This window comes from Shewanella sp. 553 (assembly GCF_059338375.1).
This window is the reverse complement of record NZ_CM181701.1, coordinates 1657715-1684230: the sequence shown is the minus strand read 5'-3', so window position 1 is coordinate 1684230 and position 26516 is coordinate 1657715. Positions and strand designations below refer to the sequence as shown.

Genomic DNA, 26516 nt, shown 5'->3' with positions numbered 1-26516 from the left:
CCGGTGTGTTATCGAGCATCAATCACCCGCAACGACCGTCGCCGCAGTCTAGGGCGAGAGTATTAAGCCAAAATTAATATTGCACTACTTTTAATAAGATATGGCATTAATCTTGGTTAATATTAACAAATAAGTGAAACATCATATTGACTAGTAAGCCATGAAGTTATCGAGTAACCATTAACAGAGCGCATCCAGCGACAAATAACGGGCCGCCTGACTGACATGCTCTTGGGTATCGTACGCTGATAAATGCGCCACCACGCCCAGACAAGGGCTCGACATAAGGTGATGTAAACTGTCGAGATTCTGCTGTGCGACACTCATCGCCGGATCCACCATATTGGCCACCCAACCAGCAATCTGCACGCCATCAGCAAGTATCGCCTCCTGTGTGAGTAAGGCATGGTTTAAACAACCCAGCTTCACCCCCACCACTAAAATCACAGGCAAAGATAAACGCTGCACCACCTGAGATAAAAACTCTTCTTGATTTAAAGGTAAGCGCCAGCCTCCTGCGCCTTCGACAATGGCAAAATCGACATCTGTTAACGGTAGCGCTGCCAAGTGCTCGATAATGGCCGCCGCCGTTAGGTTTTCGCCACTGTGCAACGCCGCAATATGGGGCGCGATGGCAGGGGCAAAAGCAAATGGATTCACCTGCGAGTACGCCAACTTAAGTGTCGATTGTGCCATTAAGCTCAATGCATCGCTGTTACGCAGCCCATCAGGGGTAAACTCACATCCTGACGCCACAGGTTTTATCCCCAAGGTCGTGCCGGTTTGCTTGGCCCGATACAGTAAGGCTGAGGCGATCAATGTTTTACCACAATCGGTATCGGTCCCTGCGACAAAATACTGCATAAATTATCCCTTTAATTTGGCGCGAATAAATAAAATTTGATAGGTGAGCGGTAATCCCGCTTTCTGGCGCATCTGCTCTGCTTGGCTATTGAGCGCCAGCCAATCTTGGCGTCCGCGCAAAAGCGGCTGCGCTTGGCCAGTATCGCCCTCGCCTCGCACTGACGCTCCAACCCCTTTGATTGAATAGAGCAAAGGTTTAAGGTGGTTAAAGTGCACCGTGATAGGCATCACCTGTTGCTCCCGCAGCTGCCACTGCTCATGGTTAAAGCTGGCCAAAATCTCCTTTGCCGACTGGAAGCGGTTAACCCGCAACCCCAGCTGCTTAAGTTGCTGCAAGCTGCCATCGACAACAATCGCCAAATAACACTCCCCCTTAGGTGATAGCACGCGGGCCATCTCTTGCACTGCACTATTGAGTGTGGCGCACCATTGCAACGCCAGATTCGAATAAATGGCATCAATACTGTTATCTTGCAAGGGCAAACACTGAGCATCCCCGCAAACACTGAGATACTCAGGGTAGCGCGTACGCATCTGCTGCAACATGCCTGGTGCAATATCGACAGCCAGCACTTGCTTGATTGGCCCCAAAAATGAAAAATCGGTGCCTGGGCCGCAGCCAATATCTAACAGCCGCGACGTTGAGCCCATGGTCTCTTGCAGTACCTGGGCGGTAATACGTTGCAACACATCATGTTGCTGATATTGCTGCGCAGCGTGGGAGAACTGCTGGGCAATCTTATCGACGGCACTCACATTCAGCGTCATAACATTATCGCCAGAGGGCAGCGCTGACCCATTATGCTTGGCAGGTTATGGGCGGCAGAGAGAGAGGAGATAAGCATGTTTGTTGTACCACTTTATTAATGACTGACGCGTTAAATATTTAAGCTTTTAATTTAGGCGCTATAAATTTCGGATTAAGGTGATTGACCCACACAGACCTTAGCATTACCGCATGCGCAGTATTGTTTGGCTAGCGCGTTATAGCACTTCAACCAAGCTGGCTATCAGGTGGTCAAGCTGCGCCTGAGTGTGATTCACATTAAGGGTAATTCTTAGGCGGGCACTGCCTTTAGGCACCGTTGGCGGCCGTATCGACCCGACCCAAATGCCTCGCGCTTTAAGCCCATCGGTTACCGCTTGTAAGCGCTCAAGCTCGCCTATCACTATGGGTTGAATTGGCGTAACCGAGTCGCTCAGCGTGATCCCCGCTTGCTGACATTGCCGCCTAAAGGCATCAATGATGCCGTGCAAGGTGTCTGCGACCTTGGTTGACTCACCAAGCCATTTGACCGCGCGATAGGCAACATAGGCATTAGCAGGAGACAGCGCCGTCGAATAGATGTAATGGCGGGCATTGGCCACCATAAAATCGATACACGCTTGCGAGCCTAAAATCGCCGCGCCCTGACACCCCAGCGCCTTGCCAAAAGTGACCACCTGCACGTCGCAGTTGCTAACGCTCGCCCGCGGCTGCTTTGCCACTGGTAACACCCCAAAACCGTGGGCATCGTCAACGATAAGCCAGCTTTGTGCCTGTTGGCATGCTTGATACAGCGCCCCCAACGGCGCGCAGTCACCATCCATGCTAAAGACACTTTCGGTGATCACCGCTTGCGGCTGATGAGTGGCAATAAGCTTAACCGCCGCATCAATATCGTTATGGGCAAAGCGCTTTAAATGTGCGCTGCTATCGCGTAAGCCATCGATAAGTGAGGCATGGATCAACTTATCGGCCACCACGGTATCATGGCGGTCAAACAAGGTTTTCATCAATGCACTATTGGCGCTAAAGCCCGAGCAAAATAGCAAGGCAGCTTCATGTCCGCAGGCCTCACACAAGGCCTGTTCAAGTTGACGATGCGCCTCACTGTAGCCCGTGACTAAAGGAGATGCGCCGCTTCCCACGCCATATAACTGACTACCTTGGCTCATGGCATCCACCAGCACAGAAGCTTGGCTCAGACCTAAATAGTCGTTACTGCTGAAATTAATAAAGCTGACACCCTCGAGCATAAACTCATTTGGCGTCTCATCGCCCGCCTTAGCGATTGCCAAGGCGCGGCGCTGACGCAGTAACCCTGCGTGACGGGCGCGCGCCATCTGGGTATCGATTTTTTGGCTCAGTCGACTCACCTTAGGTGTGGCTGCACTCATATGGCCAACATCAGCAACAAGGCACTTAACACGTTCAACATTAAATTAGAGCGCCGCCGCATCATAAAAAGGCTGTGTCTGCTTGGCCTTGATGGCTTCGGCCTTGGCAAATACCGCTTTTTCTTCTTCAATGGTTGCCGCTTTACCCTGTTCTGGGTGCAAGCCTAAACGTTTAAATAGCGCCATATCATCGTTTTCTTCAGGGTTGCTGGTGGTGAGTAATTTGCAACCGTAAAAAATCGAGTTGGCGCCGGCAAAGAAACACATGGCTTGTAGCTCATCGCTCATGCTCTCGCGTCCAGCCGACAAACGCACACGTGAGTGAGGCATAATAATGCGCGCAACGGCAATGGTGCGCACAAACTCTAACGGATCAAGATCGTCCAAATTCTCAAATGGTGTGCCCGCCACTTTCACTAACATATTGATAGGGACAGAGTCAGGGTGCTGCTCCATGTTAGCCAATTGCTGCAATAAGCCAGCGCGATCGCTCGCCTGCTCACCCATGCCAACAATACCGCCAGAACACACTTTCATGCCCGCGGCGCGCACATTCGATAAGGTGTCTAATCTATCTTGGTAGGTACGAGTGGTGATGATATCGCCATAATATTCTGGCGAGGTGTCTAAGTTGTGGTTGTAGTAGTCAAGCCCAGCCCCTGCCAGTTCTTCAGCTTGCGAGGGCGACAACATCCCCAACGTCATGCAGGTTTCCATGCCCATGGCTTTCACTTCAGCCACCATATCTTTAAGGTACGGCATATCGCGCTCATGGGGATTACGCCATGCCGCGCCCATACAAAAGCGCGATGCACCGGCGGCTTTCGCGGCGCGAGCCTCGGTAAGGACTTTATCAATTTCAATCAGCCGCTCTTTTTCAAGTCCGGTGTCATAACGGGCGCTCTGAGGACAATATTTGCAGTCTTCTGGGCAAGCCCCCGTCTTAATTGACAGTAGACGACTGATCTGCACTTCGTTAGGATCGTACACTTGACGATGAATACTGTGGGCCTTAAACAATAAGTCGTTCATCGGCAATGCAAAAAGTGATTCTATTTCATCACGTTGCCAGTCATGACGTAGTGGTATTTGTGACATTGATAGCGGCCCTTACTCTGAATATGATCGCGATGAAGTCATACCATTCATCGACATTTATGTTGCTTAGCATACCTTTAGGTCTTAATCTGTCAACGCCAACCAGTGCGCCAAGTTGACTAATGGTCAACAATTAACCACGGAGACGCTATGACCGCGACACCCCCTATCGATTATGATTTTGACAAACAACACATCTGGCATCCTTATACCTCTATGACCCACGCCCAGCCTACCTTTGGCGTAGTGTCAGCCGATGGTTGTGAACTCACCCTCGACAATGGACAGCAACTGATCGACGGCACCAGCTCATGGTGGGCCTGTGTCCACGGTTATAGTCACCCTTATATTCTTGAGGCGATGCAAGCGCAGCTGCACACCTTAAGCCATGTTATGTTTGGCGGGATCACCCATCACAGCGCCATCGACGTGTGTAAAAAGCTGCTCAATTTGACCAGTGATAACTTAACCAAGGTGTTTTTAGCCGACTCTGGCTCGATTGCCGTTGAAGTTGCCATGAAAATGGCGCTGCAATATTGGCAAGGCCAGCAGCTGCCCAATAAGCAACGTATCTTAACGGTAAAAAATGGCTATCACGGTGACACGTTTGCCGCCATGAGCGTGTGCGATCCCGAAGGCGGCATGCACACCATGTTTGGTAATGCGGTCACCCAACAGCTGTTTGTTAATGCGCCGCAAACCCCATTTGGTGAGCCATTACAACACGATGATCTTAGCTCGATGCGCGATGCACTCGATGAACACCACCAGAGCATTGCGGCGGTGATTATCGAACCCATCATGCAAGGGGCTGGCGGCATGCGTTTTTATTCGAGCGATTACCTCAAAGGCTTAAGAGCACTGTGTGATCAATACCAAGTGCTGCTGATTTTAGATGAAATTGCCACAGGTTTTGGCCGCACCGGTAAGTTGTTTGCCTATGAGCATGCCGCTATTGAAGCCGATATTCTATGTGTGGGTAAGGCCCTAACAGGCGGTTATATCTCCCTTGCAGCCACGCTCTGTAGTGACGATGTTGCCCAAGGGATCAGTGACTCGCCCTCGGGGGTCTTTATGCATGGACCAACCTTTATGGGTAATCCACTGGCCTGCGCCGCGGCCAGTGCCAGTTTAGATCTCATCGCCCGCAATGAGTGGATTGAGCAGGTGGCGCAAATTGAGGCGCAAATGCAGACAGAATTAGCGCCAGCAAGCACATTGCCTGGCGTGGCCGCGGTGAGAGTGCTGGGCGCAGTGGGGGTGATAGAGATGCAACAACCATTGAATACCGCCCAGTTACAGCAGGCGTTTGTTGACTTAGGTGTCTGGATCCGCCCTTTTGGGCGCTTAATCTACATTATGCCGCCTTACTGCATTGATCAGCAGCAACTCACTCAGCTGACCAATGCAATGACATCGGTGGCAAAAATGGTGGGTGAGCAAAGCGCTAACGGGCAAGTACTGCCACAATTTATCAGCCACGGTTAATGGCTCAAAGCTAATTGCTCAAACTAAGTGCTAAGTGTTGAGCCTGCCAGTTTGCCAACGTAATCGAGAGCCGTCAGGCTCTCGATTAAGCAGATACCCATTAGACTCTGATATTAATACAGTTTCTACCATCAGATTTGGCCCGGTACAGGGCAGTATCGGCGGCGCACAACAGGGCTTTATAGGTGCGGTATTGGCCTAAGGTTTCCACGGCAATCCCCTGACTGACACTAACACGCACCGAACCATGCAACCCCAAGTCGGTAAATGACAAATGATTAATGGCAGTCTGTACGCGTTGGGCGCAAAGCTGCGCAGCGGTAGCATCACAGTTAGGTAAAATAAGCGCAAACTCCTCCCCACCGTAGCGCGCAGCCATGCATTGACTGGTGGGTAATGCACTGTCAATCACCGCCGCGACCTTCTTCAGGCAGGCATCACCATTGACATGACCATACCTGTCATTAAACAGCTTAAAATAATCTACATCGATCACCACTAAGCTCAGTGGCTGATGGCCATTATTACAATCGACCCAGCAACGCTCTATCTCTTCATCAAACGCATGGCGATTGGCTAATCCAGTTAACTTATCGGTGCGAGCCTGCTGCCTTAAGGCTTGGTATTGCGCCTTATGGCGAGTTAAATTGTGCATCACGCCCATGTACAGTGCTCCCTGCACCGTTGGCGAAGCGGGTAAATAAGACAGGGATAAGTCGACATCTAAGCTCAAGCTATCGGCGCGCTGCAGCACTATCTCCTTAGTGCCCATATTCGCCAGTGCTTCTTGGCCGTTAGCCCCTTGTGCTAGTAGGGATAAATAGCGCTCTTTCACCTCAGGTTGCAAAAAATCACTCCAAGGTTGCTCCGTTAAGTCCTCTATTGATGCGCCAAATAAGGTCGCAGCCATCGGATTGAGCATCTGTAACACCCCTTGCTCATTAATGATAAAAATGGCTTCATTAACATGGTTAATAACACTGGCCAGTGTGGTTAACAGTCCGGGCTGCACCTTGGTAGAGGGGAAGTTAAGCGTGGCTACATTTGCGTTGAAAGGTGTGTCCAGTATGGCCGCACTATCAGTATCAACACACCCACGGTGAGTTAATAAAGAACTATCTGCTGTAGCATCAGCATCGCCACGGTAGGCAGCCCATCTATCATCCAGTTTCTTGAGTGTCTCCAAGCTATCACCTCGGTATTGCTCAATCATGTTTACGCATTTATCAGCTTGCATATCTTATCCCTCGACCTTGGCAGGCAGTCACGGCTTTCACCTTATGGGATAAAGACTACAGCAGCGAAGTGAAATTAACCTTTCGGTACTCTTCCCACGCAAACCATTGGTTTGATTGATATTAAATGGTGACGGAAGATTAACTCAAGCGAGAAAAGTACCTCATTGAGGCTGATTATTGGCTCAACAAGATAAACAATGCAGATAAATAACCCATACAAACAACCTGCAGCAACATATACATAAGCAATATGCACAACCAATATAAACGACTCAGATAAGCGACTAAGATAAGCGATAGACAACACAGATGAAGAGTCGCTAATTATGTATTTGTTCGCCCCAACGTTAACCGACCTCATGTAAACCGAGTCAGTGAAGCCATTTAATCTATGCACGCGCATAACGAGACATTAATAAAACAAGGGTTTCAATGAAGAAAATTAAGGGAGGGAGCGAAAGCTCAAAAAGCGCTGCAACTCAATGCAGCGCGACTCACTGTAATATTAAATATGGTTTATAACTTGTGGATCTGGACTTAACACTAGCAATGTATTGGCGGCATTGGATAACACAAACTGGAATTTGGTGGTGCCTGGGGTGTTATCTAGGTCCACCATTTGAATTAAGGTGCCATCACTGCTAATCGTTACCGCATCGACAATACCGTCAAATGGCGTAATAAAGCCCACGCCGGTGAATTTAAGGCCTTTGCCGGTATTATCATTGAGCTGGTAGGTAATAGTGCCCGCTTCAGTCACTGTAACATCGCCTTCACAAGGCTCGCCGTTAAAATGGCGATAACTGAATACGGGTTCACCGTTTTCTAAATCGACATTCACTTTCACATAATGGGCCTGACCGGCTGCTTTAGACATTTGATTTCCTTTTAATATTACGCCAGAAACTAGAAACTAAGCACTAGAACAAAAATGATGATTGACATCACTACCTATAAATTAACTGTCTTTTGTTACAATTTTTACCCGTACAGCTAATGCTTACAACTTGATTAACAATTTAAATCGCTTATGTGAGCAGTGCTATTAGCGAATAATGGTTGAACAACAGGTTAACTACTGGCTGACGACAGAATAAATAAAGCCAAGCACTAAAACGTTATACCGCCAACGCCTGCGCTGCTGAGGCGCTGCACTAGCTCGCTGCTGTTGTCTAACTCGCCCAAGCAGTCGAGCGCTTTAGCCAGCGGGATCCCGTAACGGGGATCTTTATCCAGTAACACTATCGGGCTAAGCAGGCTGTGGGCCTTTTAGCGCACAGTGCGGTGATCTCTGCGCTGTGCTGTGTTGGGTTAACAGGTGTTTTTTGTGATAACTTTTTTTGTAATAGCTGCGCCTGTAATAACTGGCTTTCTGCCAATCTCAGGGTATAGCCAGAATTTTGGCTAAACTCTTTGGTTAACGCTTGATAGGACGCAATAGCGGGCTCGATATAGCGCTGGCTTTGTTCATGCTTGCCAACATTAAACAAGTGCCGCGCCGCAGCGTATTGAAACGCGGCCCACACCTCCCTATTTCTGGGTGAACTAGCCAGTTGTTCATCAGCCGTTAACAAAACCGCTAATCTCTCAATATTGAAGGCATTATCGCTGTCAAAATATTGATCGCTCAAATCCAGCAGTTGAAATAAAGAAAAATATCGCGTGATTTTCCATACATGATTATCGGGGTCTTGAATTAACGCACTGTCAATTGTATTCAATGCTAACGATGACTTGTTAACCGCATCGTGAACCCAACCTTGATAAAAAAGCAGTCGCGCAGCCCTATTGTAACTCCCTGTTAATCGATCTAATAAGTAAGGTTGATTTTCAAAGTTGAGCTGTTCGAGCTCTTGCTGGATCTGCTGATGGATCTCGATCGCGCGGCTAATCTCACCCGCCGATACCATCGCACTGGCGAGCCAAGAGCGCGTATCGGCAATATCGGCAATCATTTGGCTGCTATCTGGGTCTCTCGCAAGCGCTTGTAGCTTCAGTTGCAGTGATTGCTCAAAGGCGGCGGTAGCGCGGCTAAAATCCTTTCGCTTCATATACACAGAGCCCAGCGAGTTATGAGCGTAGGAGAGCTCCATCATGGCGTCTACATTATCAGGCGCCACTCGATACATCCGCTGACTATAATTGAGATACTGTTCAAACCAAGGCTGTGTAGCACGCCAATCGCTGTTATCGTAGTGCAGTTGCCCTAGCCAAAAGGCATTGGCCCCCAAGGCTTTGAGTAAATCTAAATGATTGGGCTGCAAGTTTAACAGCGGCGCCATTTTGTTTTGAGCCGCTAACAGCGCGCTGCGGGCTTCATCGACTTTATTACGCGAATAAGCCACCTCACCCATCGCCTCTAAGGTTTGACCATGCTGAAAACGGGCATCGAAACTGAGGTGTTTCTCATCATCATCCACCGAAAAGTCACTGAAATATTCCAGCGCTTTATTACTGATCCCATCGAGCAGGTCCATTCGGCCAATGCCGCGCAGCTTGTCAGCAAAATCCCCCACCATAAACCCGAGTAAGTTTTCTGCAGCCAAGCGCTTTTGCTGGGCTTGTTGCTCGGCATCGTGACTTTTAACACTCATTAAGATAGAGATAAACGTGAGCAGACATAAGAGTGCGACCGTCGCGCGCCCCGTCCAGCGCCTAACTTGGGCCCGCCGCCGTGAGGCGGCAATAAACGCCAGCTCTGGTTTATCTAAGGTAAAAAACGGGTTATCACAAAGCTGCTCTGCCTCATTGAGCGGTTTACCCGCCGCGAGCAAGTAGGCATTTTGTTTGTTTTCGCTCAGCCAGCGCTGCGACAGATGAAACAGGCGGCTTTTAATGCTTAAGCTATGATGGTGCGCCTCTATCCATGCGGTGATCCTAGGCCATCGCCTGAGCAAGGCCTCGTGCGCAACACTAAAACAGGGCTCACCGTTTTGCAGATGGGAGACAAACAAGCGGCTATCCACCATGGCTTGTACTAGCTGCTGTTCATCCTGACTGTTTAACTGTGACCAGCGCGCAGTGCGGCTGGTAATGCTGTTTTCATCTTCCTTTAAGGTCACTAGCAGTGATAAGACTCGGGGTAAACAGCCTTGCTGCGCCGCACTTAACTGGCAAATGGTCTCTTCAGCTTGTTTGCCAATCGCGCCATCGATACCGCCAAGTTGGCGGTAGACACTGGCGCTTAATTGATTATCTTCGCTGCGTTGCAAATACAGCGACTGCAACACAAATTGCAGCATAGGCAAGGTGTCAGGGTTGCCAGCGGCATCGGAGCAGATCAGCTCATCGAGCGGCATGGCACTGCGCTCATCAAACTCCCAGGTTAAATTGGCCGCTATCGCTGGCAGACGGATCATCTGTAACAGCTCTTGGCGACTCGGCGGCGCAAGATCAAAATGGGCGCCGCGAGATTTACCCGCCATTAAACTAGGGTACTCAACCAACAAGGGGTAAAAATCGTTACGACAGGCGCTGACGACTAATACACTACCGGAGCTAGCAAGTTGCTCGATTAAATCAACAAATTGATGTCTCTCTGCATCACTAAACAGTGGCGATGAGAGCAGTACCTCTAAGCGGTCGATAAACAGTGCCAGTTGTGACAGATGATCAGCATGGGTTCGAAGTGCAGTGTTACAATGCTCAATCACGGCTTTGGGCTCGGTCTGCAGCAACTGGGCTAACGCTTGGGCGCTTGAGCCGTCAAATACCGGCACATCGTTGATCTCCCAATCGAGCATCACACTGGCTAAATCCATCAGCAATTGCCCACTGGTAACATCAGCAAGATCTAAGTGACTAAAAGACTTAACGTTAAGGCCGTTATAACCGTGCTCGCTCATTAAGTTGGGCATCACACCGGCGCTGATCAAAGAGGATTTACCACTGCCACTGGGGCCAAGCACTAAACAGAACCCACGACCAAACTGGATCTGCTGAGCAATGCGATCTAACAAGGTGGCGACCTGCTCGCTGCGGCCAAAAAACACTCCTGCGTGTTCAGGCCCAAAGGCTTTGAGGCCCGGATAGGGAGAGTCGCCTTGCCAGACTTGGGTTTTGGCTGCTTGCTCACTGCCGACAGGATAACTCACCTCGGCAAGCGTGCGATAACCGCGCTTACGTATGGTTTCAATGTAAGTGGGCTGGGTGGCACTGTCGCCTAAGGCGCGGCGCAGTTGATTGATAATTTTGTGTAGCGGATTGTCGCCGATATCGGCCGCTGGCCAACATTGTGCCACGATATCATCACTACTGAGCACCTCCCCCTGATGGCGACAGAGCAGCTGCAATACGTCCATGGCTTTAGGCTCAAGTTGTTTAACCACTGAACCGCAGCGAAGGGTGTTGGCCGAGGGAATAACCTGCCAATCACCAAAATAAAAAATCTGCTCATCCATGTAAAAGAGATACCCTAAACGTACTGGTCGCGTTAACAAAATGTTGGCAGCGACATTTTTTGGCTACAACTTTATGCGCAGTCTAAGGTGAAGTCAATTAAACATAAGAAGAGTATTAGTAGATAAGTATTAGATTATTCAAGGCATTGCCAAATTTTACTCAAATTCGCCTCACCTAGGCTAACTTGAGTCAGTCTAGCTGGCCCATATTGGCTTTACCGATATTGGCTTTGTCAGCAATAACCCTTTTTTATTCGGCTAAACCCATTCAGTGAGACTCTGGCGTAGGCATCATGGGCGTTGATGGGGTTTGTAGGAGATAGATAACGGTGCAGGATACTGTGTGCAGTGTGCTGTGTGCTGTGTGCTGTGTGCTGGATAGGGTGTGCACATGCCGCTGCAAAGCATAGAACAAGTGGCTTGTTAAACCTTAGCCCAAATGGCACACATGTTAAGTCATGATGAGTGAGTCGCAACAACTCAAACACTATTAATGAATCTCATATTAACTAATCATATTAACTACTTATATTAACTACTTATATTAACTACTCATTGTTAGTGCGTATATGGGAGGATAAGTTAGCGCGTATAAATTAAGGCGTTAGACAGATAGTTAAAGTCACTTTTGTTGCTGTAACCAAGAGGCTAATAACACCATACCGTCATCGATAGAGATCAGCGGTTGATAACCCAGATCCTTTTTGGCCGCCGAAATATCAAAATAGTGGCTGGTCGACAGCTGCTTAGCGACAAAACGGGTCATGATGGGTTCTTGCTGTTTACCCAGCAGCCAATAGACACCTTCGAGCAGTGCCCCCACCCCATAGGCAAGATTAGCTGGCACGCGTTGGGTAACCGCAGGCAAGTGTGCACAAGCTAAGATCTTATTTAGCATGGCTGCCATGGTGATGGGCTCATCGTTACTTAAAAAATAACATTGCCCCGCACAAGATGGCGCGTCGTCATATAAGAGCCAGCGCCGCCAATAGATGACCATAGGCGGCATTGGCAATGTAAATGGTATCGACAAGTTTATCGTCTCGGCCAACCAATTTCAGTCGTTTGGCCCGAGCACGCGCAATCACGCGTGGCACTAAATGGGGATCTTCAGGCCCCCAAATAAGGTGCGGCCTGAGCGATACCGTCTTTAACAGCTTACCATCGGCCAACACTTGGCCATTGGCCGCCACCACCTGTTGTTCGGCGCGGGCTTTGGACTCAGCATAATAGTTAAGGTAACTGGCGGCATAGGGCTGCGTTTCATCGATAAATGCTTCATCGACTCCGGCAAAAGTGACGCTGGGGGTGCTGGTATACACCAAGCGCGGAATATTATGCGCCACGCAGGCGTTAATAATGTTGTTGGTGCCCACCACATTAGGCAGATAATAGCTGGATTTATCGCCCCACACGCCCGCTTTGGAGGCCACATGAAACACCAAATCGCAACCTTGCAGCGCATCAGAAACCTGTTTGGCATCAATAATGTCACCCTTGAGCATATTGACGCCCATGGCGGTTAGCTCTGGATAAGTGCCACGGGCCAAACCACTGACCTTGATGCCAGCAGCGACAAGCCGCTCACAAATCGCCTTACCTAAAAAACCGCCAGCGCCAGTGACTAACACCCGCGGCGCACGCTGCGCTAATTGCTGTAAGGCGGCTTGCTCTTGTGGGTGAAACTGCGCCAGGCTTGGCGCTGTGGTGTGCTCTGCTGTCATGCTACCTGCTGTTATACTCTCTGCTGTCATGCTATCCGTAGCCATCATCATTTTTCAGTCATTTATCGGCCATTGCTCAGTCAGACTCATTTATCTTTTACCTTGCGGCGAGATCAATGGGGCAATTTTTGCTTATTCTTTATAAGTGGCTTGGGCCCATAGTGCTAATTTTTCTCTAAAAATCTTAGCGTTATGACGAATATCGACTGGGAACCCCCCATGAATGGCAAACCGTGTTATCCCTTTTGTTTGCTCATGGGTTTGGGCTAACTCACGTAATTCGTGATACAGCTGCGCCGAGCAACTGCAGCTTAAACCTTGCTTCAGCTCTAAACAGATCAGGGGCGTGGTGTTACCGTCGATGTCGATACCCACTAAGGCGGAGCGTTTAACGCTGGGATGCGTATTAAAAATACGCTCACAGGGAATAGAGAAATAGCGTTTGATGCTGCCCTCATTGTCAGGCGCTAACGCCTCGACCCGGTGCGCTTTGCGCCCGCACATCCATAATTTCCCGTCAGCATCGAGATAACCCAAATCTCCCATACGATGATAAATAACATCGTCATTGCCTACTATTTTGGCAAGCAGCGTCGCGCTGTCACGCTGATAATAGCATCGACTGACCATAGGCCCTGACACCACAATTTCACCAATCTCACCCGCAGGTAAGCGCAAATTGTCATCCCATTGAGCAATGGGCGCGTTATCGATACCAATGATGGCAATATCGACTCCCTCTATGGCGTCACCTACGCAGATCCCACCGCCGTTATCTGTGATATCTGTAGTGGCAAATAGGGCCTGACTGCCCATTTTACTGATGGGTAAGGATTCTGTCGCGCCATAGGAATTAAGCACCTCAACATCATCATTGAGTAGCTGACTAAAGCGTTTTATAGAAGCGATGGTGGCAGGTGCACCGGCGGAGATCACCCGTCTTAGGCTAGGCAGTGTTACCGCGTGGTTATCTGTGCCCGCCTCACCTAAACGTTCAATCAGCGCCGGATTAACAAACATGTTAGTGCATTGATAGCGTTCGATCGCGGCAAAGATATGGCTAGGATTGGCCGTAATAGGTTTACTGGCATCCATATCAGGCACAATAGAAGCCATGCCTAGCGCTGGGCCAAAGAGGGAAAACAGCGGGAAAGTGGCTAAATCACGCTCGCCATGGCTTATCTGATAATCGTGTTTAAGCGCGCTAATTTGCGCCTCAAACATGCGGAGGGAATAGACCACCCCTTTTGGCGTACCAGTGCTGCCACTGGTAAATAAGATGGCGCACATCTCATCATGACTCAGCAGCGCCATTGGATAAGGCTTATCCACTGGCACCTGGCTTAAGAGTTGAGGCAAGGACACCCCGCCCCACCAGCCCTTGCCGCCAACGGTGATGAGTTTTTTAATGCTGTGTTTACCCCAGCCAAACAAGCGCCTAGCGAGGTGCGCTTTAGGAATACCAATAAAAGCATCGGGCTGAGATTCTGCAAAACACTGCTTAAGGTTTTTTACTCCCATGCCAGGATCAACCAAAATAGGAATGATCCCCGCCTTAAACAAGGCAAAGGTGAGCGTGAAAAAATCGATACTGGGGGTGACCATTAACACGGCTTTCATGCCGCGAGTGATGCCATATTGCTCGAGGGCAAATGCCATACGCGAGCTGAGCTTATCGAGTTCATCGAAGCTAAGCTCTTGATAGCTAAACTTTTTAGTCAACAAACCGCCGTGGGCCTGCTGCACCGCCACCGCCAGTTGCGTTGGGGTTTGCTGGGCGGCGCTGTGCAGATGGCGACACAGATTGGCACCATCGGCATTTAATTGTGGTTTATCAACGACATTTGCCAGCACTGGGCTAACAGATGAGCTACCAGATAAGCTATCGGCTGGGCTACTGCAAACGGGCGGTGTCATTAGTGCGCCATAAACTGGCGAACATGAGCGACAACCTCATCACTGGCATCTTCTAAAATGTAGTGACCACAATCGGCAAATTCATGCACTTGAGCCCCCGGAAACACCCGTTGCCACTCATCTAAGAAGTGCTTATCGAACACAAAGTCTTGCAGGCCCCAACAGATCATCACAGGCAGTGTGGCAAACTGTGGCAAGGCGGCGGCAATATCCGCCACCAACTGATAGTTTCTATCGCCAGGCTTAAGCGGAATATCTTGCACAAAACGCAGCGTCGAGATGCGATTGGCCCAAGAGTTAAACGGCGCAACATACGCTTGGCGAACCGCTTTCGGCATAGGCTGACGTTTAACGCCAACATAAGATGCAATCGATGAAAAAGCATTAAAACCGCGCACCAATACCGTACCTAGCAGCGTGTTGCGGCAGATAGATAAGGCCCACGGAAAGGGTTTTGCCTCTGGCAGGTGAAACGCGCCAGTGTTGAGGATGACTAATTTTTTAATCCGCTCAGGATGACGCGCCGCAAAGCCCATGCCGATCATACCGCCCCAATCGTGCACGATAAGGGTAATATTTTGCTTAACGTTGAGGTGATCTAATAAGGCTTCTAAATCATCAATACGCTGCTCAAGGGTGTAATCGTATGCGCTATCGTCTGGCTTATCTGACAAACCACAGCCAATGTGATCCGGCACAATACACTGATGGTTATCGCTTAAGGCCGATACCAAGTTACGATAATAGAATGACCAGCTTGGGTTACCGTGCACCATCACCACCGGCTCGCCTTGGCCCTCGTTGACGTAATGCAGTTTGTTACCATTGATATCGAAATAATTGCGCTTAAAGGGAAATAGCGTATCGAGCATGATCTTTCCTATATACCATTCTTGTCCTCGATAACGACCGATGCGCCGCTATCGAGATAATCTGTTTGATTGAGACAACACTATGGGGACAATCAGTGGCCAATTACCACTTAAGCCCAAGCATCATGCAATTTAGACCACTGCCTATCCCAAGAAAACTCACCTGATCGCCTTTACGCAAAAAGCCTTGATCATGCGCCATGGCAGCGGTGACCGGCAACGAGACAGTGCCCATGTTGCCCAAAAATTGGTAGGTGGGAAACTCTTTCTCTTGCGGAATATTAAGCGCACTGAGTACCTGTTTACGGTTAGAGGCGCCCACTTGGTGACAAATCACTTTGTCGACCTGCTCCACCAGCCAGTTACGCTGCTCAAGGAAATGGCTCCAAGTATGTCGTGCCAGCTCGACCCCCTCTTTCAATAGGGCCACACCATCGGTGCGCATAAATTCGCGGTACAGTTGCGTGCCCGCTTCTTGCAAGCCCCACTGACACAAATTGTGATGCTCGGGTGCCGACAGATGGCTTGCGCCCAGCAGTTGGTGCTGGCGATCGCCTTTTAAGGGGATGCTACCATCGGTTAACAACACCGCCACCGCGCCCGAGCCGCCAGTTAAGGTCGCTAACGACTGCGCATAATTTTGCATCGTTGGCTCAGCTAGCATATTGTCTATGGTGATATCGACAATATGACGCGCCGATTCACACGAGACCACCAGCCCAGCTTTGATTTGGCCTAACTCGATGCGATTAGCGATATCGAGAATACCCGACAACACCCCAAGGCAGGCGTTACTGATGTCGTAAATGGCAGTATCTTTTGAGACGCCAAGCTCCGCCGCGATGCGACATGCTGTGGCTGGCTCATGTTGGTCACGACAAACGCCGGTGTAAACCACCGCGCCTAAATCGCTAACACTGATGCCGGTTTCTTCAATAGATTTGTACGCCGCAGCCAAGGCGCCGTCAGATAATCTGTGGCCTTTAGGCCACCAACGACGCTCTTGGATCCCCGTTAATGCAGCAAGCTGCCCCATTGGGATCCTAAACTTTTGATAGAGAGGGGCTAATCGAGACTCTAACTCTGAAGTGGAGACCACTACAGGTGCCAGCTCATAGGCTAGACTATTTATAAAAACGCGAGAATATTTCATGCAACCGTGTAGTTCGCTCAATATATCAACACTAACCGCGCCAATATTTATTATTCACTGATAACCCGACATTTGAGCAAGAAACGGCGCATGATTCAATAAAAAACCATCATAGAGCGGCTTTTTTCGGCAATATGTCGACAAGTGTCGCCTCTTTAACCAAGTCTATCGGCTTTATCTCACCAAGTGGCACGTGCATTCGCCCAGAACCAAGGCTGCGCCGATTTAGTCATAGGTGTGACGCTGAGCCAAAATCAGATGGTTTCGCGGGGTGATCTGCTTATCACAAAAAGTGGTCAACTTGACCTGATAACCCGCCTCTTCGAGAAAGCAGACTCTATCAAGTAAGAGCCATTGCTCCAGCGCGTCACGAAACAGGTGCGCCACCAGATCGATACGCCGCGTGAGTCGCTGGCGTCGATACCCTAGTGCCAAATAGTGCTCCACAGGCCAGTTTACCGGCAACGATACCCCTTTTTGCGCTGCGGCCCAGAGACAAAATGCCTTAAAGTCACCATTGAGCTGACTCTGTTTTACCGACGGTATCGGCAAGTAATGATCATGCCCGCTCACCTCACGCTGCAAGCTATCAAAACCTAAGCGCCACGCCACCTCTTTATGGCGCAGCTCGGTGGCCTTGTCATTGGCAATAACGCTGTGCTGCAAAGGCAACTGCAGATCGTGACGACTTAAGTTAAGTCCGCTTTGCTGAGCGACCTGCGATAACGGCTGATAATGGCTAGCGCGAATAAGATGGTAACAGCAAGGTGATATTGCCAATGAAGCAGTGTTCGCGCACCTTGCCTGTTGCAGTAACGCCACATGTAAATCGCCACAAGCATGCAATGCCACCGCTTGCTGAGCCGGTTTTAGCAACCGAGCGGCATCGGGGCTAAAGGCATCGGCGCAGACAAACCGTTGCGGCAGTGACCACTGCTGCGCAAAGGCTTGACCGCTATCACATAAGGCCGATTGCCATTCAAGACTGGTGACACTTCGCTGCTGCGCTTTAGCGATTAACCGCCCCAGGTGACCTTTACCAGCGCACCACTCGAGCACATCGTGCTTATCATCGGCAATGGCCTGGGTAAATGCACTGATCTGCTGCCACTTACGGCCTTTAATGTGGGCGCTAAAATGGGGCGCTACCTCATCGGCTAAGCCGGTGACAGCCACATGCTGTACCGCGTGACTTACCTGCGGTTGAGCGGCGCGTGGCGCATGGGGCAGCTCTTGGTCTGGCGCGTTGACGTTTTTAGTGCCAAAAGCATTTACTTCGCCCGACAATAACCCCAGCGAATCTAACAATACCTGCGCCTGAGTCGCAGAAGCTGACTTCCCATTGGCCATTGCGTTAATATCGTGCGTCAGTGCTGGCAGCAAGATCGCCAGTAAGCGCGGCGTATTGACATCAATAGCGTCGATATCATCATCGTCTATTTGCCACACCTGCTTAGCCAAGGTCGGGTAGTGTGCCTCCCAAGGCAGATGATGACATTCGAATGCTTTAACCTGCCATAACGCACGGCTGCTATGCAGTAATGCGCCAAGTACCTGCAGGGGTTGACCATAAGACATGTTGATTCCTTCATAAAAAAGCACTCGGTGAGTGCCTTGTTATTGTAATCAAGTTACCGCAGCCAGCATAGCGCTATTGAGGCGATTGCGGCTTAAGCGCCATGCGTTTGCCCAGCCAAACGCCCAAGCCGAGCGGCGCAAAAAAGATCACCAGCAAAAATAAGACAAAATAGAGGATCAGGCTCTTGAGCGTGGCGGTTAATTGCGCAAACACCACCTCAACCGAGTGCTGGGCGATTTGATCCAGATTGGCTGCGGCAGCCATACGCTCTCTTGCCACCATCTCCTCTAGGGCAAGGCGCTCATTTTTAACCATAGATTCGAGTGCTTGTCGCTCGGTAGACAGCTGCACGAGTTTGCTATCGGTCGCTTCACTGAGCTGTTGTAATAGTGGGGTCAGTTCGCGGCGCAGATCCACCGCTAAGTCTTGCATCATTTGTGGGCTCTGCTCCATTAAGCGGTGAAAACGCGCCGATGTTTCGCTGATGCTGGCCAAGGTCACCTGAATATGTTCCACATTTAGGTTTGAATGCAATGCATAAAGCTCTGCTTTCCAGCCAAGGATCTTAGGCATCTGCTCAGATATCATCGCCATGCGATCGGAAATATCACTCATCACCTCGGGCACTGTGCCAAATGTGGTCACCGCTTCAAACTCATGAATGGCTTTAAAGTCTAACCAACCCCTAAAAGCAGAACGGCGCACAAAGGTGATATCGGTCAGCGGATTATCGGCCACGTACTGATTAACAAACGCCTGATACTGCTTAAAATCGACCTCGTTGACAAAGCCTTTCACTGTCTGCTCGAACTCTTGTTGCAGTTGCTGACTAGCGGTGACGGCAATGGCTTGCTGCTCGCCAAACAGTTGTTGACCTGTGCCAGAGGCAAAAAAGGCCGACATTTGCGCCGTTAAGGTCCAGGTATCGACCATAGCTGCCATAGGCGATGCCTGAAAGAGCGCCCGCTGCAAAGCTTGCTCGCTGTTGATTTTCCACATCAGGGAGTGAGACTTGATAGCCACATCATCGGGCGCTAACGCCGCAATTTTATCGGCGCTATGCTCAACCCCAGCGTAAAAGGTATTACTAAACTCACGACTAAACACCCGCATATTCAGCTGTTCCTTAGGTAGTGGTTCGATATCACTTTCTAATTTAATCTCCAGTAATGAGCAGCCGCTAACGCCGATTAACATGATGACGATTAAGAAAAAATGAATATTACTGCGCATAACATAACCTGTGAGGTAAGCAGATTGAAGTATCTCTTAAAGTAAGTGTTTTATGCAGGCGGCTCAAGTGATAGTGATTAGATAATCTCAATAGCGTCAGGTCTTAGCCTCAGCAAAAACCTCTATGAAGGCTTTATGTTAAGCAAAAAGGTAGCGGCGTTGAATCTGCCTTGCCACTGACGTAGAATCGCGCCCAAAACAATCAACAAGAGTTTACCTATGCGCTCACCCTGCGTCGCACGCTGTGGCCTTAATGACGATGATATTTGTGTGGGCTGTTTTCGCCATATTGATGAGATTGTTGGTTGGGGAGAGGCCAGCGAGGCCCGTCAACAGGCGATTGTTGAGGCGGTTAATCAGCGTAAAGCCCAGCTAAAACAGAGCAAGCCGTCTCAGGCCAGTGTGCTGAATAAAGGGCAGATCATTAGCCGTGACAAGTGGCGCCAAGCCGAACAACGCTTGCTTGAACAAGATAGTTGATAACGGCTCGGCATCTTATGCTAGCGACAGGCCGTTGGCGCTTATCACTTTTTGCTCATCATCCCTTTTAAGTCTGCAAACGGGTTATAAGTGGCCGCCTCGACTTTGGTTTCGGTGGTCGCACCATATTGGATCAGCTCTTCATACTTAGCATGTTCATTGTCATGGCAATAGAGGCACAATAGCTCCCAGTTTGACCCGTCTGAGGGGTTATTGTCATGGTTATGATCGCGATGATGTACGGTTAACTCGCGCAAGTTGGAGTGAGTAAACTCGCGGGTACAACGGCCACACACCCAAGGGTAGAGTTTTAACGCCTGTTCACGGTAACCGGTTTCTCGTTTGGCTTTGTATTCGCGCGCCTCAGCCAGCACTTTGTCTAGCTTGCTTTGACCTTGATGGGTTGACATGAACTGTCTCTCTGCAAAAAATAATTGCCTGCAAGAATAATCATTGGCCTAGCTAAGTGCAACCAAAATAGTGCAGCACTATATGCCTTAACCACCCACATAAAAAAGCCCAACTCAAGGAGTTGGGCTTTTAAATCACTTAAGGTGAGCTATTTGGGGTTAGGTATTTTCATCACTGACATATTCTGAGCTCGACAGATGCAGATAATGCAAATAGCGCTCATATTGGGTCACCACGTCGGCCAGATCTGCTCCTCGGTGTAACCCATTACGTCATACTGTTGACCACCGTGCTCAAGGAACACTTCGACCCGATAATAATTAACGTCACCGTCTTTAATCTCGGCTTCTAACGGATTAGGGATGGTATATGCTCGTATCCTTAAGCCGTAGACAAAGTCACCCTGCTCAGTTTCTTGGATGATAAAGCGGACTCTGTCTTCAACATATTGCATCTGCGCCGGAATATTACGCTTCACAAAGCTTAAACACGCCTTTTCTAAGGCGGGAGCGGCAACATGTTTCAAAAACAGCACAGCATCTTCATGGCTTGGATGCGACACCAGTACATCGATGCGCTCTTCCCAACTGACGTTGGTCTTAGCGTATTGCACACTGGTATTGTGCGATTGTACGCTATTGATCTTAAGCCAGTCATCTTGCAATGCCTTAAACAAACCAAAGCACATTAACAACATCACAATTAAAAATGGCATCGCACTGGCTATCGCTACCGTCTGCAGGGCTTGTAACCCGCCAGCAAGTAACAGTACAGAAGCCACTACACCTTGCAATAATGCCCAAAAAATACGTTGCCATACTGGCGACTTCGGATCGCCGCCCGAAGTCAGGTTATCAATCACCAGTGAACCGGAATCTGAAGAGGTAACAAAGAAGGTCACCACTAGGCATAAGGCGATAGTCGATAACAGGGTCGACATTGGCATATGTTCGAAGAACATAAACAAAGCCACCGACACATCAGAGGATACCGCATCGCTCAAATAGGTCGCGCCGTGATTCATAATGGCGTCGATAGCGGTATTACCAAACACGGTCATCCATAAAAATGTGAAGGCCGAAGGCACAAATAACACGCCAATCAAAAACTCACGAATCGTGCGTCCACGGGATACCCGCGCAATAAAGGTACCTACAAATGGAGACCAAGAGATCCACCAGCCCCAATAAAGCAGTGTCCAACCGCCAATCCAATCATTCTTTTGCTCGTAGGCATAAAGATTAAATGTCTTCCCGACAATATCACTTAAATAGGCACCAGTATTTTGGACAAACGCTTGTAACAAGGCCACCGTTGGGCCAAATAACAACACAAATATCAACAGTAAGATGGCGAGTCCCAGGTTAAGCTCACTGAGGCGCTTCACCCCTTTATCTAAACCAGAAAACACCGATAAAGTCGCGATTAGGCTGATGGCGATAATTAACACCACCTGCACTGTGGCTGAAATTGGTACATCTAGTAAGTAATTTAAGCCTGAATTGACCTGTAACACACCAAAACCTAATGAGGTAGCCACACCAAACAAGGTGCCTAATACCGCAAAGGTATCCACCGCATGGCCTATTGGGCCGTTAATACGCTCACCGATTAAGGGGTACAGCGCACTACGAGGCAGCAAGGGTAATTTATGACGATAAGAGAAGTAAGCTAAACACAACGCCACCACAGCATAAATAGCCCAAGCATGGATACCCCAGTGGAAAAAGGTGATCTTCATGGCATCTTTGGCGGCCTGAATGGTTTGCGGATCGGCATCGGGCGGCGCCAAGAAGTGCATCACCGGCTCTGCTACACCAAAAAACATCAACCCAATCCCCATACCAGCCGAAAACAGCATGGCTATCCAGCTTTTATAGCTGTAATCGGGTTCAGAATGGTCGGGGCCTAATTTTATGTCACCAAAACGGCTGACCATCACAAAGATAATAAAAATTAAGAAAATCGCCACAGCCAAGATATAAAGCCAGCCGGTTTTCATCTCTAACCAGTGCTGAGCAGATTTAAAGATAGTTTGTGCTTGTTCAGGCCACACCGCACCCACAAACACCATAATAAAGATCATGACCACCGATGAATAAAACACCGGTGGGTTGATACTCGATTTTATCGACATAATTCCTCTCAAAATAAGCAAATACCACACAACCTAACAGGTGACTGTCTAGTTGAATTTGATGCTGTCCATGCGGCGCCATGTAAGTTATAAGGCAGCAGCGAGAACACTCCTGAGTGAACGTTTAAACACGATGTAAATAACGGCATCGCTCAAAAACATCTTGAACGACGCAACAAATCACATTAAATAACAACCATTAAAAAGCGCTATTGAATACAATCTACCTTCACCAAAAGCTGGCGCAGTATACCCGAAATACCTTATCAATTCACCTCTTTAGCTAAATTGTATAGATATTCACCTATCTTGATAAAGCCAAAGAGCAGTCTTAAAGACTGCTCTAATCTAAATCGGCAACTGAGTTTGCCTCTACTGGCTAGATTTTTTGCATCTCTTCATAAGAAGTGTGGCGCACATCTTTGCCTTTGACATAATAAATAATGTATTCGCAAATATTTTGGCAGCGATCCCCTACCCGCTCGACGGCGCGAGCCGCCCATAACACATCCAGTACTTCGGGGATTGAGCGCGGATCTTCCATCATATAGGTCATCAACTGGCGAATAATGCCCTCATACTCACTGTCGAGCTTGATATCTTCTTTATGCAGCTCAAGAGCGACATCGGCGTCCATGCGCGCTAAGGCATCTAAAGTCGCATGTAAGGTCCGGGTAGCATGACGGCCCATATTCTCGATACTGACTAGCAGTGGCTGTTGATTTTTCAATCGCTTGTCTAATGCCGCCTTGGCAATCTTAACGCACGCATCGCCGATACGTTCTAAATCGGTAATGGTTTTAGAAATGGCGATGATCAAACGTAAATCACTGGCTGCCGGCTGACGCTTGGCGATGATGCGGGTGCACTCTTCATCGATAGACACCTCCATACCATTGACCGTATGGTCGCCCTCAATCACCTGCTGCGCCAGTTCGACATCTAAATTGCCAAGCGCATCGAGTGCTTGCTCCAACTGACGCTCGACCAAGCCCCCCATAGCCAATACGCGATGACGAATATCATCCAGCTCAGCGTTAAACTGACCCGAGATATGTTTATTTAAATTCATGTTTTCCATTAAAATTCAACCCTATTAAATATCATCAATTCTGCCATCACTACGAGTCTTAGCCCGCCGTTCAAAGCCTGCGATAGCGATGAGATTAGCCATACCGCCCGGTAATATAATCTTCGGTCTTCTTCTGCTTCGGGGTGGTAAAGATGGTATTAGTGTCGGCATATTCCACTAACTCGCCCATGTACATGAAGGCCGTCTGATCTGACACCCTTGCCGCCTGTTGCATATTATGGGTCACTATCACCACGGTATATTGCGATTTTAACTCGGTGATCAGCTCTTCAATGGTTAAGGTCGAGATAGGATCCAAGGCGGATGTGGGCTCATCCAATAGCAAGACTTCTGGCTCAATGGCAATGGCTCTGGCGATCACCAAACGCTGCTGCTGCCCGCCCGACAAGCCAAAGGCATTATCGTGTAATCTGTCTTTAACTTCATCCCAAATGGCCGCACCGCGCAGCGAACGCTCGGCGGCTTCATCGAGTTGACGACGATTATTAATCCCCTGTAAGCGCAAGCCATATACCACATTTTCATAAATCGACTTGGGAAACGGATTCGGGCGCTGAAACACCATGCCCACATTGCGGCGCAATGAAGCCACATCGACATTTTTGGCGTAAATATTTTGCCCATGCAGTAAAATTTCGCCACTGATATGGCAGTTATCCACTAAATCGTTCATGCGATTAATGCAGCGCAGCAAGGTCGACTTACCACAGCCACTGGGGCCGATAAAGGCGGTTACTTGCTTTTTCGGGATCTTCATCGACACATCAAATAGCGCCTGTTTATCGGCATATTTAAGATCCAAATTGCGGATCTCCAGTGCCGTCTGCTCATGGCTTAAATTATCTAAGTCTACCGGCGCGGTTTGCATTACCGACTTATCTATCGAAATCATATCTGTTCCTAATCACTTCAGGATAAAGGGGGATTGGCGCTCAAGCCGAGCTTCAGCGCAATGTAATCTATGCCCAATTAATGCTCTAGCGAGCGATACTTCTCACGCAAGTGGTTGCGCACGGCGATGGCCGTTAAGTTTAAACTCACAATCACAGACACCAATAAAAATGAGGTCGCATACACTAGGGGCCTCGCCGCCTCAACATTGGGACTCTGGAAACCGACATCATAAATATGGAAACCTAAATGCATGAATTTACGCTCTAAATGTACAAATGGAAAGTTCATGTCTATTGGCAATGTGGGCGCTAATTTAACCACACCCACCAACATTAATGGCGCCACTTCACCCGCGGCGCGGGCTACCGCTAAAATCAGCCCGGTCATGATGGCGGGGCTGGCCATGGGCAACACAATGCGCCACAGGGTTTCCGCTTTCGTCGCCCCGAGCGCCAAACTGCCTTGGCGCACCGCACTGGGAATACGGCTTAAGCCTTCTTCGGTGGAGACGATGACCACAGGCAAGGTCAAAATTGCCAAGGTGAGCGCCGACCAAATCACCCCGGGTGAGCCGAAAGTGGGCGATGGTAAGGCTTCGGGATAAAACAGTTGATCAAGCGAGCCGCCCAACATATAGACAAAAAAGCCTAAACCAAATACGCCATACACAATCGATGGCACGCCGGCTAAGTTAATCACCGCAATGCGGATCATCTTAGTGATGGGGCCTTTTTTGGCGTATTCATGCAGGTAAACTGCGGCAATGACACCAAAGGGGGTAACAATGACCGCCATCAACATCACCATAAATACGGTGCCAAAGATGGCCGGAAACACGCCGCCTTCGGTGTTGGCTTCGCGGGGATCGGCGCTGACAAAATTGCCCACCCCTTTAAACCAGTGGACTAACTTACCGGCGATGCCTAAACGATTAGAATAGGTGACGCCTAAAATAGTATCGAGTTTAAGCACCACCTCTTCACCGCGCATATCGCGCACCACAACCGCATCGCGAGCCGCCGCTTGACGCAGGGCAAAGAAGGTTTTTTCCAGCTCAAGGTACTCATTTTGCAGCCGCTCACGCTCGCTCGCTAGCGCCTGCTTACGGCTGTCAGTCAGAGCGTTATCTAATTCATAACCGCGCTGCTTGAGACGTAAGTTTTCTAGCTGATAGTTAATCGAGCCAATGTCGCCTTTTTGCAGCGACACCGCTTGGTCACTCAAGGCGACGGCCCGCTCGATATGTGCCTCAAATGAGGCTTCAACATCATCTAACGCTAATCGTTTGCCATCTTCGATAATGGCAATAGGATAACCGTAAAAATCGCCATTTTTACTGCGCTCAAGCTTAGCCACATCATAGGGCGCGGTGCGCGAGACAATATCGGTGGCCAGCACCCAACGAAAGTCCAAATTCACAAACTCACGGTTACCAGTTTTAATTAAGTAACGGGTGACCGTTTCACCTGGATGCTGCGTAAACTGGTGCCCCGCCGACAACAAGCGCTCAGTCGGCACCGTTTCAGTGTCGTAAATCTCACCAATCAAAGTTGAGCGTACCCCTTGTTGATCCACTAACTCCCACTGATAAATCTGTGCCGGCCAGAAATAACTCAGTCCGCGCCATGCGATTAACAGCAGCAATCCCAACACGGCAATCAAGCTAATACTCACGGCGCCGCCCGTCATCCAGATCCACGGCGAACCCGATTTAAACCACTTACCCATTACATAAGCCTCTTAAGGTCACAGGCGAAAATATTGATGTCGAAAAC

At 49.2% G+C, this 26516-nt stretch carries 19 protein-coding genes and 2 pseudogenes; 2 read left to right on the top strand and 19 right to left on the bottom strand.

Going from position 1 to position 26516, the window contains the following annotated elements; translation table 11 throughout:
* Window positions 1-180: 180 nt before the first annotated feature.
* The 4 genes from bioD to bioB all read right to left on the bottom strand — a co-directional run bounded on the left by bioD (window position 181) and on the right by bioB (window position 4122).
* Complete coding sequence (gene bioD / locus AC5YBZ_RS07635) at window positions 181-864, bottom strand: dethiobiotin synthase (protein ID WP_494543643.1); 684 nt, start codon at window positions 862-864, stop codon at window positions 181-183.
* Between the two features lie 3 nt (window positions 865-867).
* Entirely contained in the window at window positions 868-1632 is a 765-nt protein-coding gene (locus AC5YBZ_RS07630) for a methyltransferase domain-containing protein (protein WP_494524702.1), read from the bottom strand.
* Window positions 1633-1848: 216 nt separating this feature from the next.
* A complete protein-coding gene (locus AC5YBZ_RS07625) occupies window positions 1849-3024 on the bottom strand; it encodes an 8-amino-7-oxononanoate synthase (RefSeq protein WP_494543642.1) in 1176 nt (391 codons plus the stop codon).
* Window positions 3025-3069: 45 nt separating this feature from the next.
* A complete protein-coding gene (gene bioB / locus AC5YBZ_RS07620) occupies window positions 3070-4122 on the bottom strand; it encodes a biotin synthase BioB (RefSeq protein WP_475516617.1) in 1053 nt (350 codons plus the stop codon).
* A gap of 150 nt (window positions 4123-4272) precedes the next feature.
* Here bioB and bioA point away from each other — a divergent pair, with 150 nt between their 5' ends.
* The gene (gene bioA / locus AC5YBZ_RS07615) at window positions 4273-5610 is read left to right on the top strand and encodes an adenosylmethionine--8-amino-7-oxononanoate transaminase (RefSeq protein ID WP_494519333.1); all 1338 of its coding nucleotides are present in this window, start codon (window positions 4273-4275) and stop codon (window positions 5608-5610) included.
* A gap of 100 nt (window positions 5611-5710) precedes the next feature.
* Here the strand turns inward: bioA and AC5YBZ_RS07610 are convergent, their stop codons facing one another.
* The 10 genes and pseudogenes from AC5YBZ_RS07610 to AC5YBZ_RS07565 all read right to left on the bottom strand — a co-directional run bounded on the left by AC5YBZ_RS07610 (window position 5711) and on the right by AC5YBZ_RS07565 (window position 19726).
* Window positions 5711-6847, bottom strand: coding sequence for a GGDEF domain-containing protein (locus AC5YBZ_RS07610; protein WP_494519334.1), 1137 nt, complete (start codon window positions 6845-6847; stop codon window positions 5711-5713).
* Between the two features lie 506 nt (window positions 6848-7353).
* Window positions 7354-7725, bottom strand: coding sequence for a DP-EP family protein (locus AC5YBZ_RS07605; protein WP_119976976.1), 372 nt, complete (start codon window positions 7723-7725; stop codon window positions 7354-7356).
* A gap of 233 nt (window positions 7726-7958) precedes the next feature.
* A complete protein-coding gene (locus AC5YBZ_RS07600) occupies window positions 7959-8090 on the bottom strand; it encodes a hypothetical protein (RefSeq protein ID WP_494543641.1) in 132 nt (43 codons plus the stop codon).
* Entirely contained in the window at window positions 8090-11248 is a 3159-nt protein-coding gene (locus AC5YBZ_RS07595; RefSeq protein WP_494543640.1) for an nSTAND1 domain-containing NTPase, read from the bottom strand. Before AC5YBZ_RS07595 ends, AC5YBZ_RS07600 begins: the two co-directional genes overlap by 1 nt.
* Before the next feature lie 622 nt (window positions 11249-11870).
* A pseudogene (oleD, locus tag AC5YBZ_RS07590) lies at window positions 11871-12972 on the bottom strand (2-alkyl-3-oxoalkanoate reductase).
* Window positions 12973-13104: 132 nt separating this feature from the next.
* A complete protein-coding gene (oleC, locus tag AC5YBZ_RS07585; protein ID WP_494543639.1) occupies window positions 13105-14889 on the bottom strand; it encodes an olefin beta-lactone synthetase in 1785 nt (594 codons plus the stop codon).
* Window positions 14889-15761: an alpha/beta fold hydrolase gene (locus tag AC5YBZ_RS07580; protein ID WP_494519337.1), complete on the bottom strand. Its 873-nt coding sequence runs from the start codon at window positions 15759-15761 to the stop codon at window positions 14889-14891. The genes oleC and AC5YBZ_RS07580 overlap by 1 nt, the downstream gene beginning before the upstream one ends.
* A gap of 103 nt (window positions 15762-15864) precedes the next feature.
* Window positions 15865-16914: a 3-oxoacyl-ACP synthase III gene (locus tag AC5YBZ_RS07575; RefSeq protein ID WP_494519338.1), complete on the bottom strand. Its 1050-nt coding sequence runs from the start codon at window positions 16912-16914 to the stop codon at window positions 15865-15867.
* A 225-nt stretch (window positions 16915-17139) separates the two neighbouring features.
* A complete protein-coding gene (locus tag AC5YBZ_RS07570; RefSeq protein WP_494519339.1) occupies window positions 17140-18492 on the bottom strand; it encodes a methyltransferase in 1353 nt (450 codons plus the stop codon).
* 73 nt (window positions 18493-18565) lie between these two features.
* Window positions 18566-19726, bottom strand: coding sequence for a chemotaxis protein (locus AC5YBZ_RS07565; protein WP_494543638.1), 1161 nt, complete (start codon window positions 19724-19726; stop codon window positions 18566-18568).
* A gap of 219 nt (window positions 19727-19945) precedes the next feature.
* Between AC5YBZ_RS07565 and AC5YBZ_RS07560 the strand changes: the two genes are divergently transcribed.
* The gene (locus tag AC5YBZ_RS07560; RefSeq protein ID WP_494519341.1) at window positions 19946-20206 is read left to right on the top strand and encodes a DUF1289 domain-containing protein; all 261 of its coding nucleotides are present in this window, start codon (window positions 19946-19948) and stop codon (window positions 20204-20206) included.
* A gap of 44 nt (window positions 20207-20250) precedes the next feature.
* Here AC5YBZ_RS07560 and AC5YBZ_RS07555 read toward each other — a convergent pair whose 3' ends face one another.
* The 5 genes and pseudogenes from AC5YBZ_RS07555 to pstA all read right to left on the bottom strand — a co-directional run bounded on the left by AC5YBZ_RS07555 (window position 20251) and on the right by pstA (window position 26469).
* Window positions 20251-20616: a YajD family HNH nuclease gene (locus tag AC5YBZ_RS07555; protein WP_110458134.1), complete on the bottom strand. Its 366-nt coding sequence runs from the start codon at window positions 20614-20616 to the stop codon at window positions 20251-20253.
* 159 nt (window positions 20617-20775) lie between these two features.
* Window positions 20776-22754, bottom strand: a pseudogene (locus tag AC5YBZ_RS07550) (BCCT family transporter).
* A gap of 379 nt (window positions 22755-23133) precedes the next feature.
* Window positions 23134-23835 (bottom strand): phosphate signaling complex protein PhoU, encoded by a 702-nt coding sequence (gene phoU / locus AC5YBZ_RS07545; protein WP_494519343.1) that lies wholly within the window; start codon window positions 23833-23835, stop codon window positions 23134-23136.
* 85 nt (window positions 23836-23920) lie between these two features.
* On the bottom strand, window positions 23921-24739 hold the full coding sequence (gene pstB / locus AC5YBZ_RS07540) for a phosphate ABC transporter ATP-binding protein PstB (protein WP_494524693.1): 819 nt from the start codon (window positions 24737-24739) through the stop codon (window positions 23921-23923).
* Between the two features lie 77 nt (window positions 24740-24816).
* The gene (pstA, locus tag AC5YBZ_RS07535; RefSeq protein WP_494519345.1) at window positions 24817-26469 is read right to left on the bottom strand and encodes a phosphate ABC transporter permease PstA; all 1653 of its coding nucleotides are present in this window, start codon (window positions 26467-26469) and stop codon (window positions 24817-24819) included.
* Window positions 26470-26516: the final 47 nt, after the last annotated feature.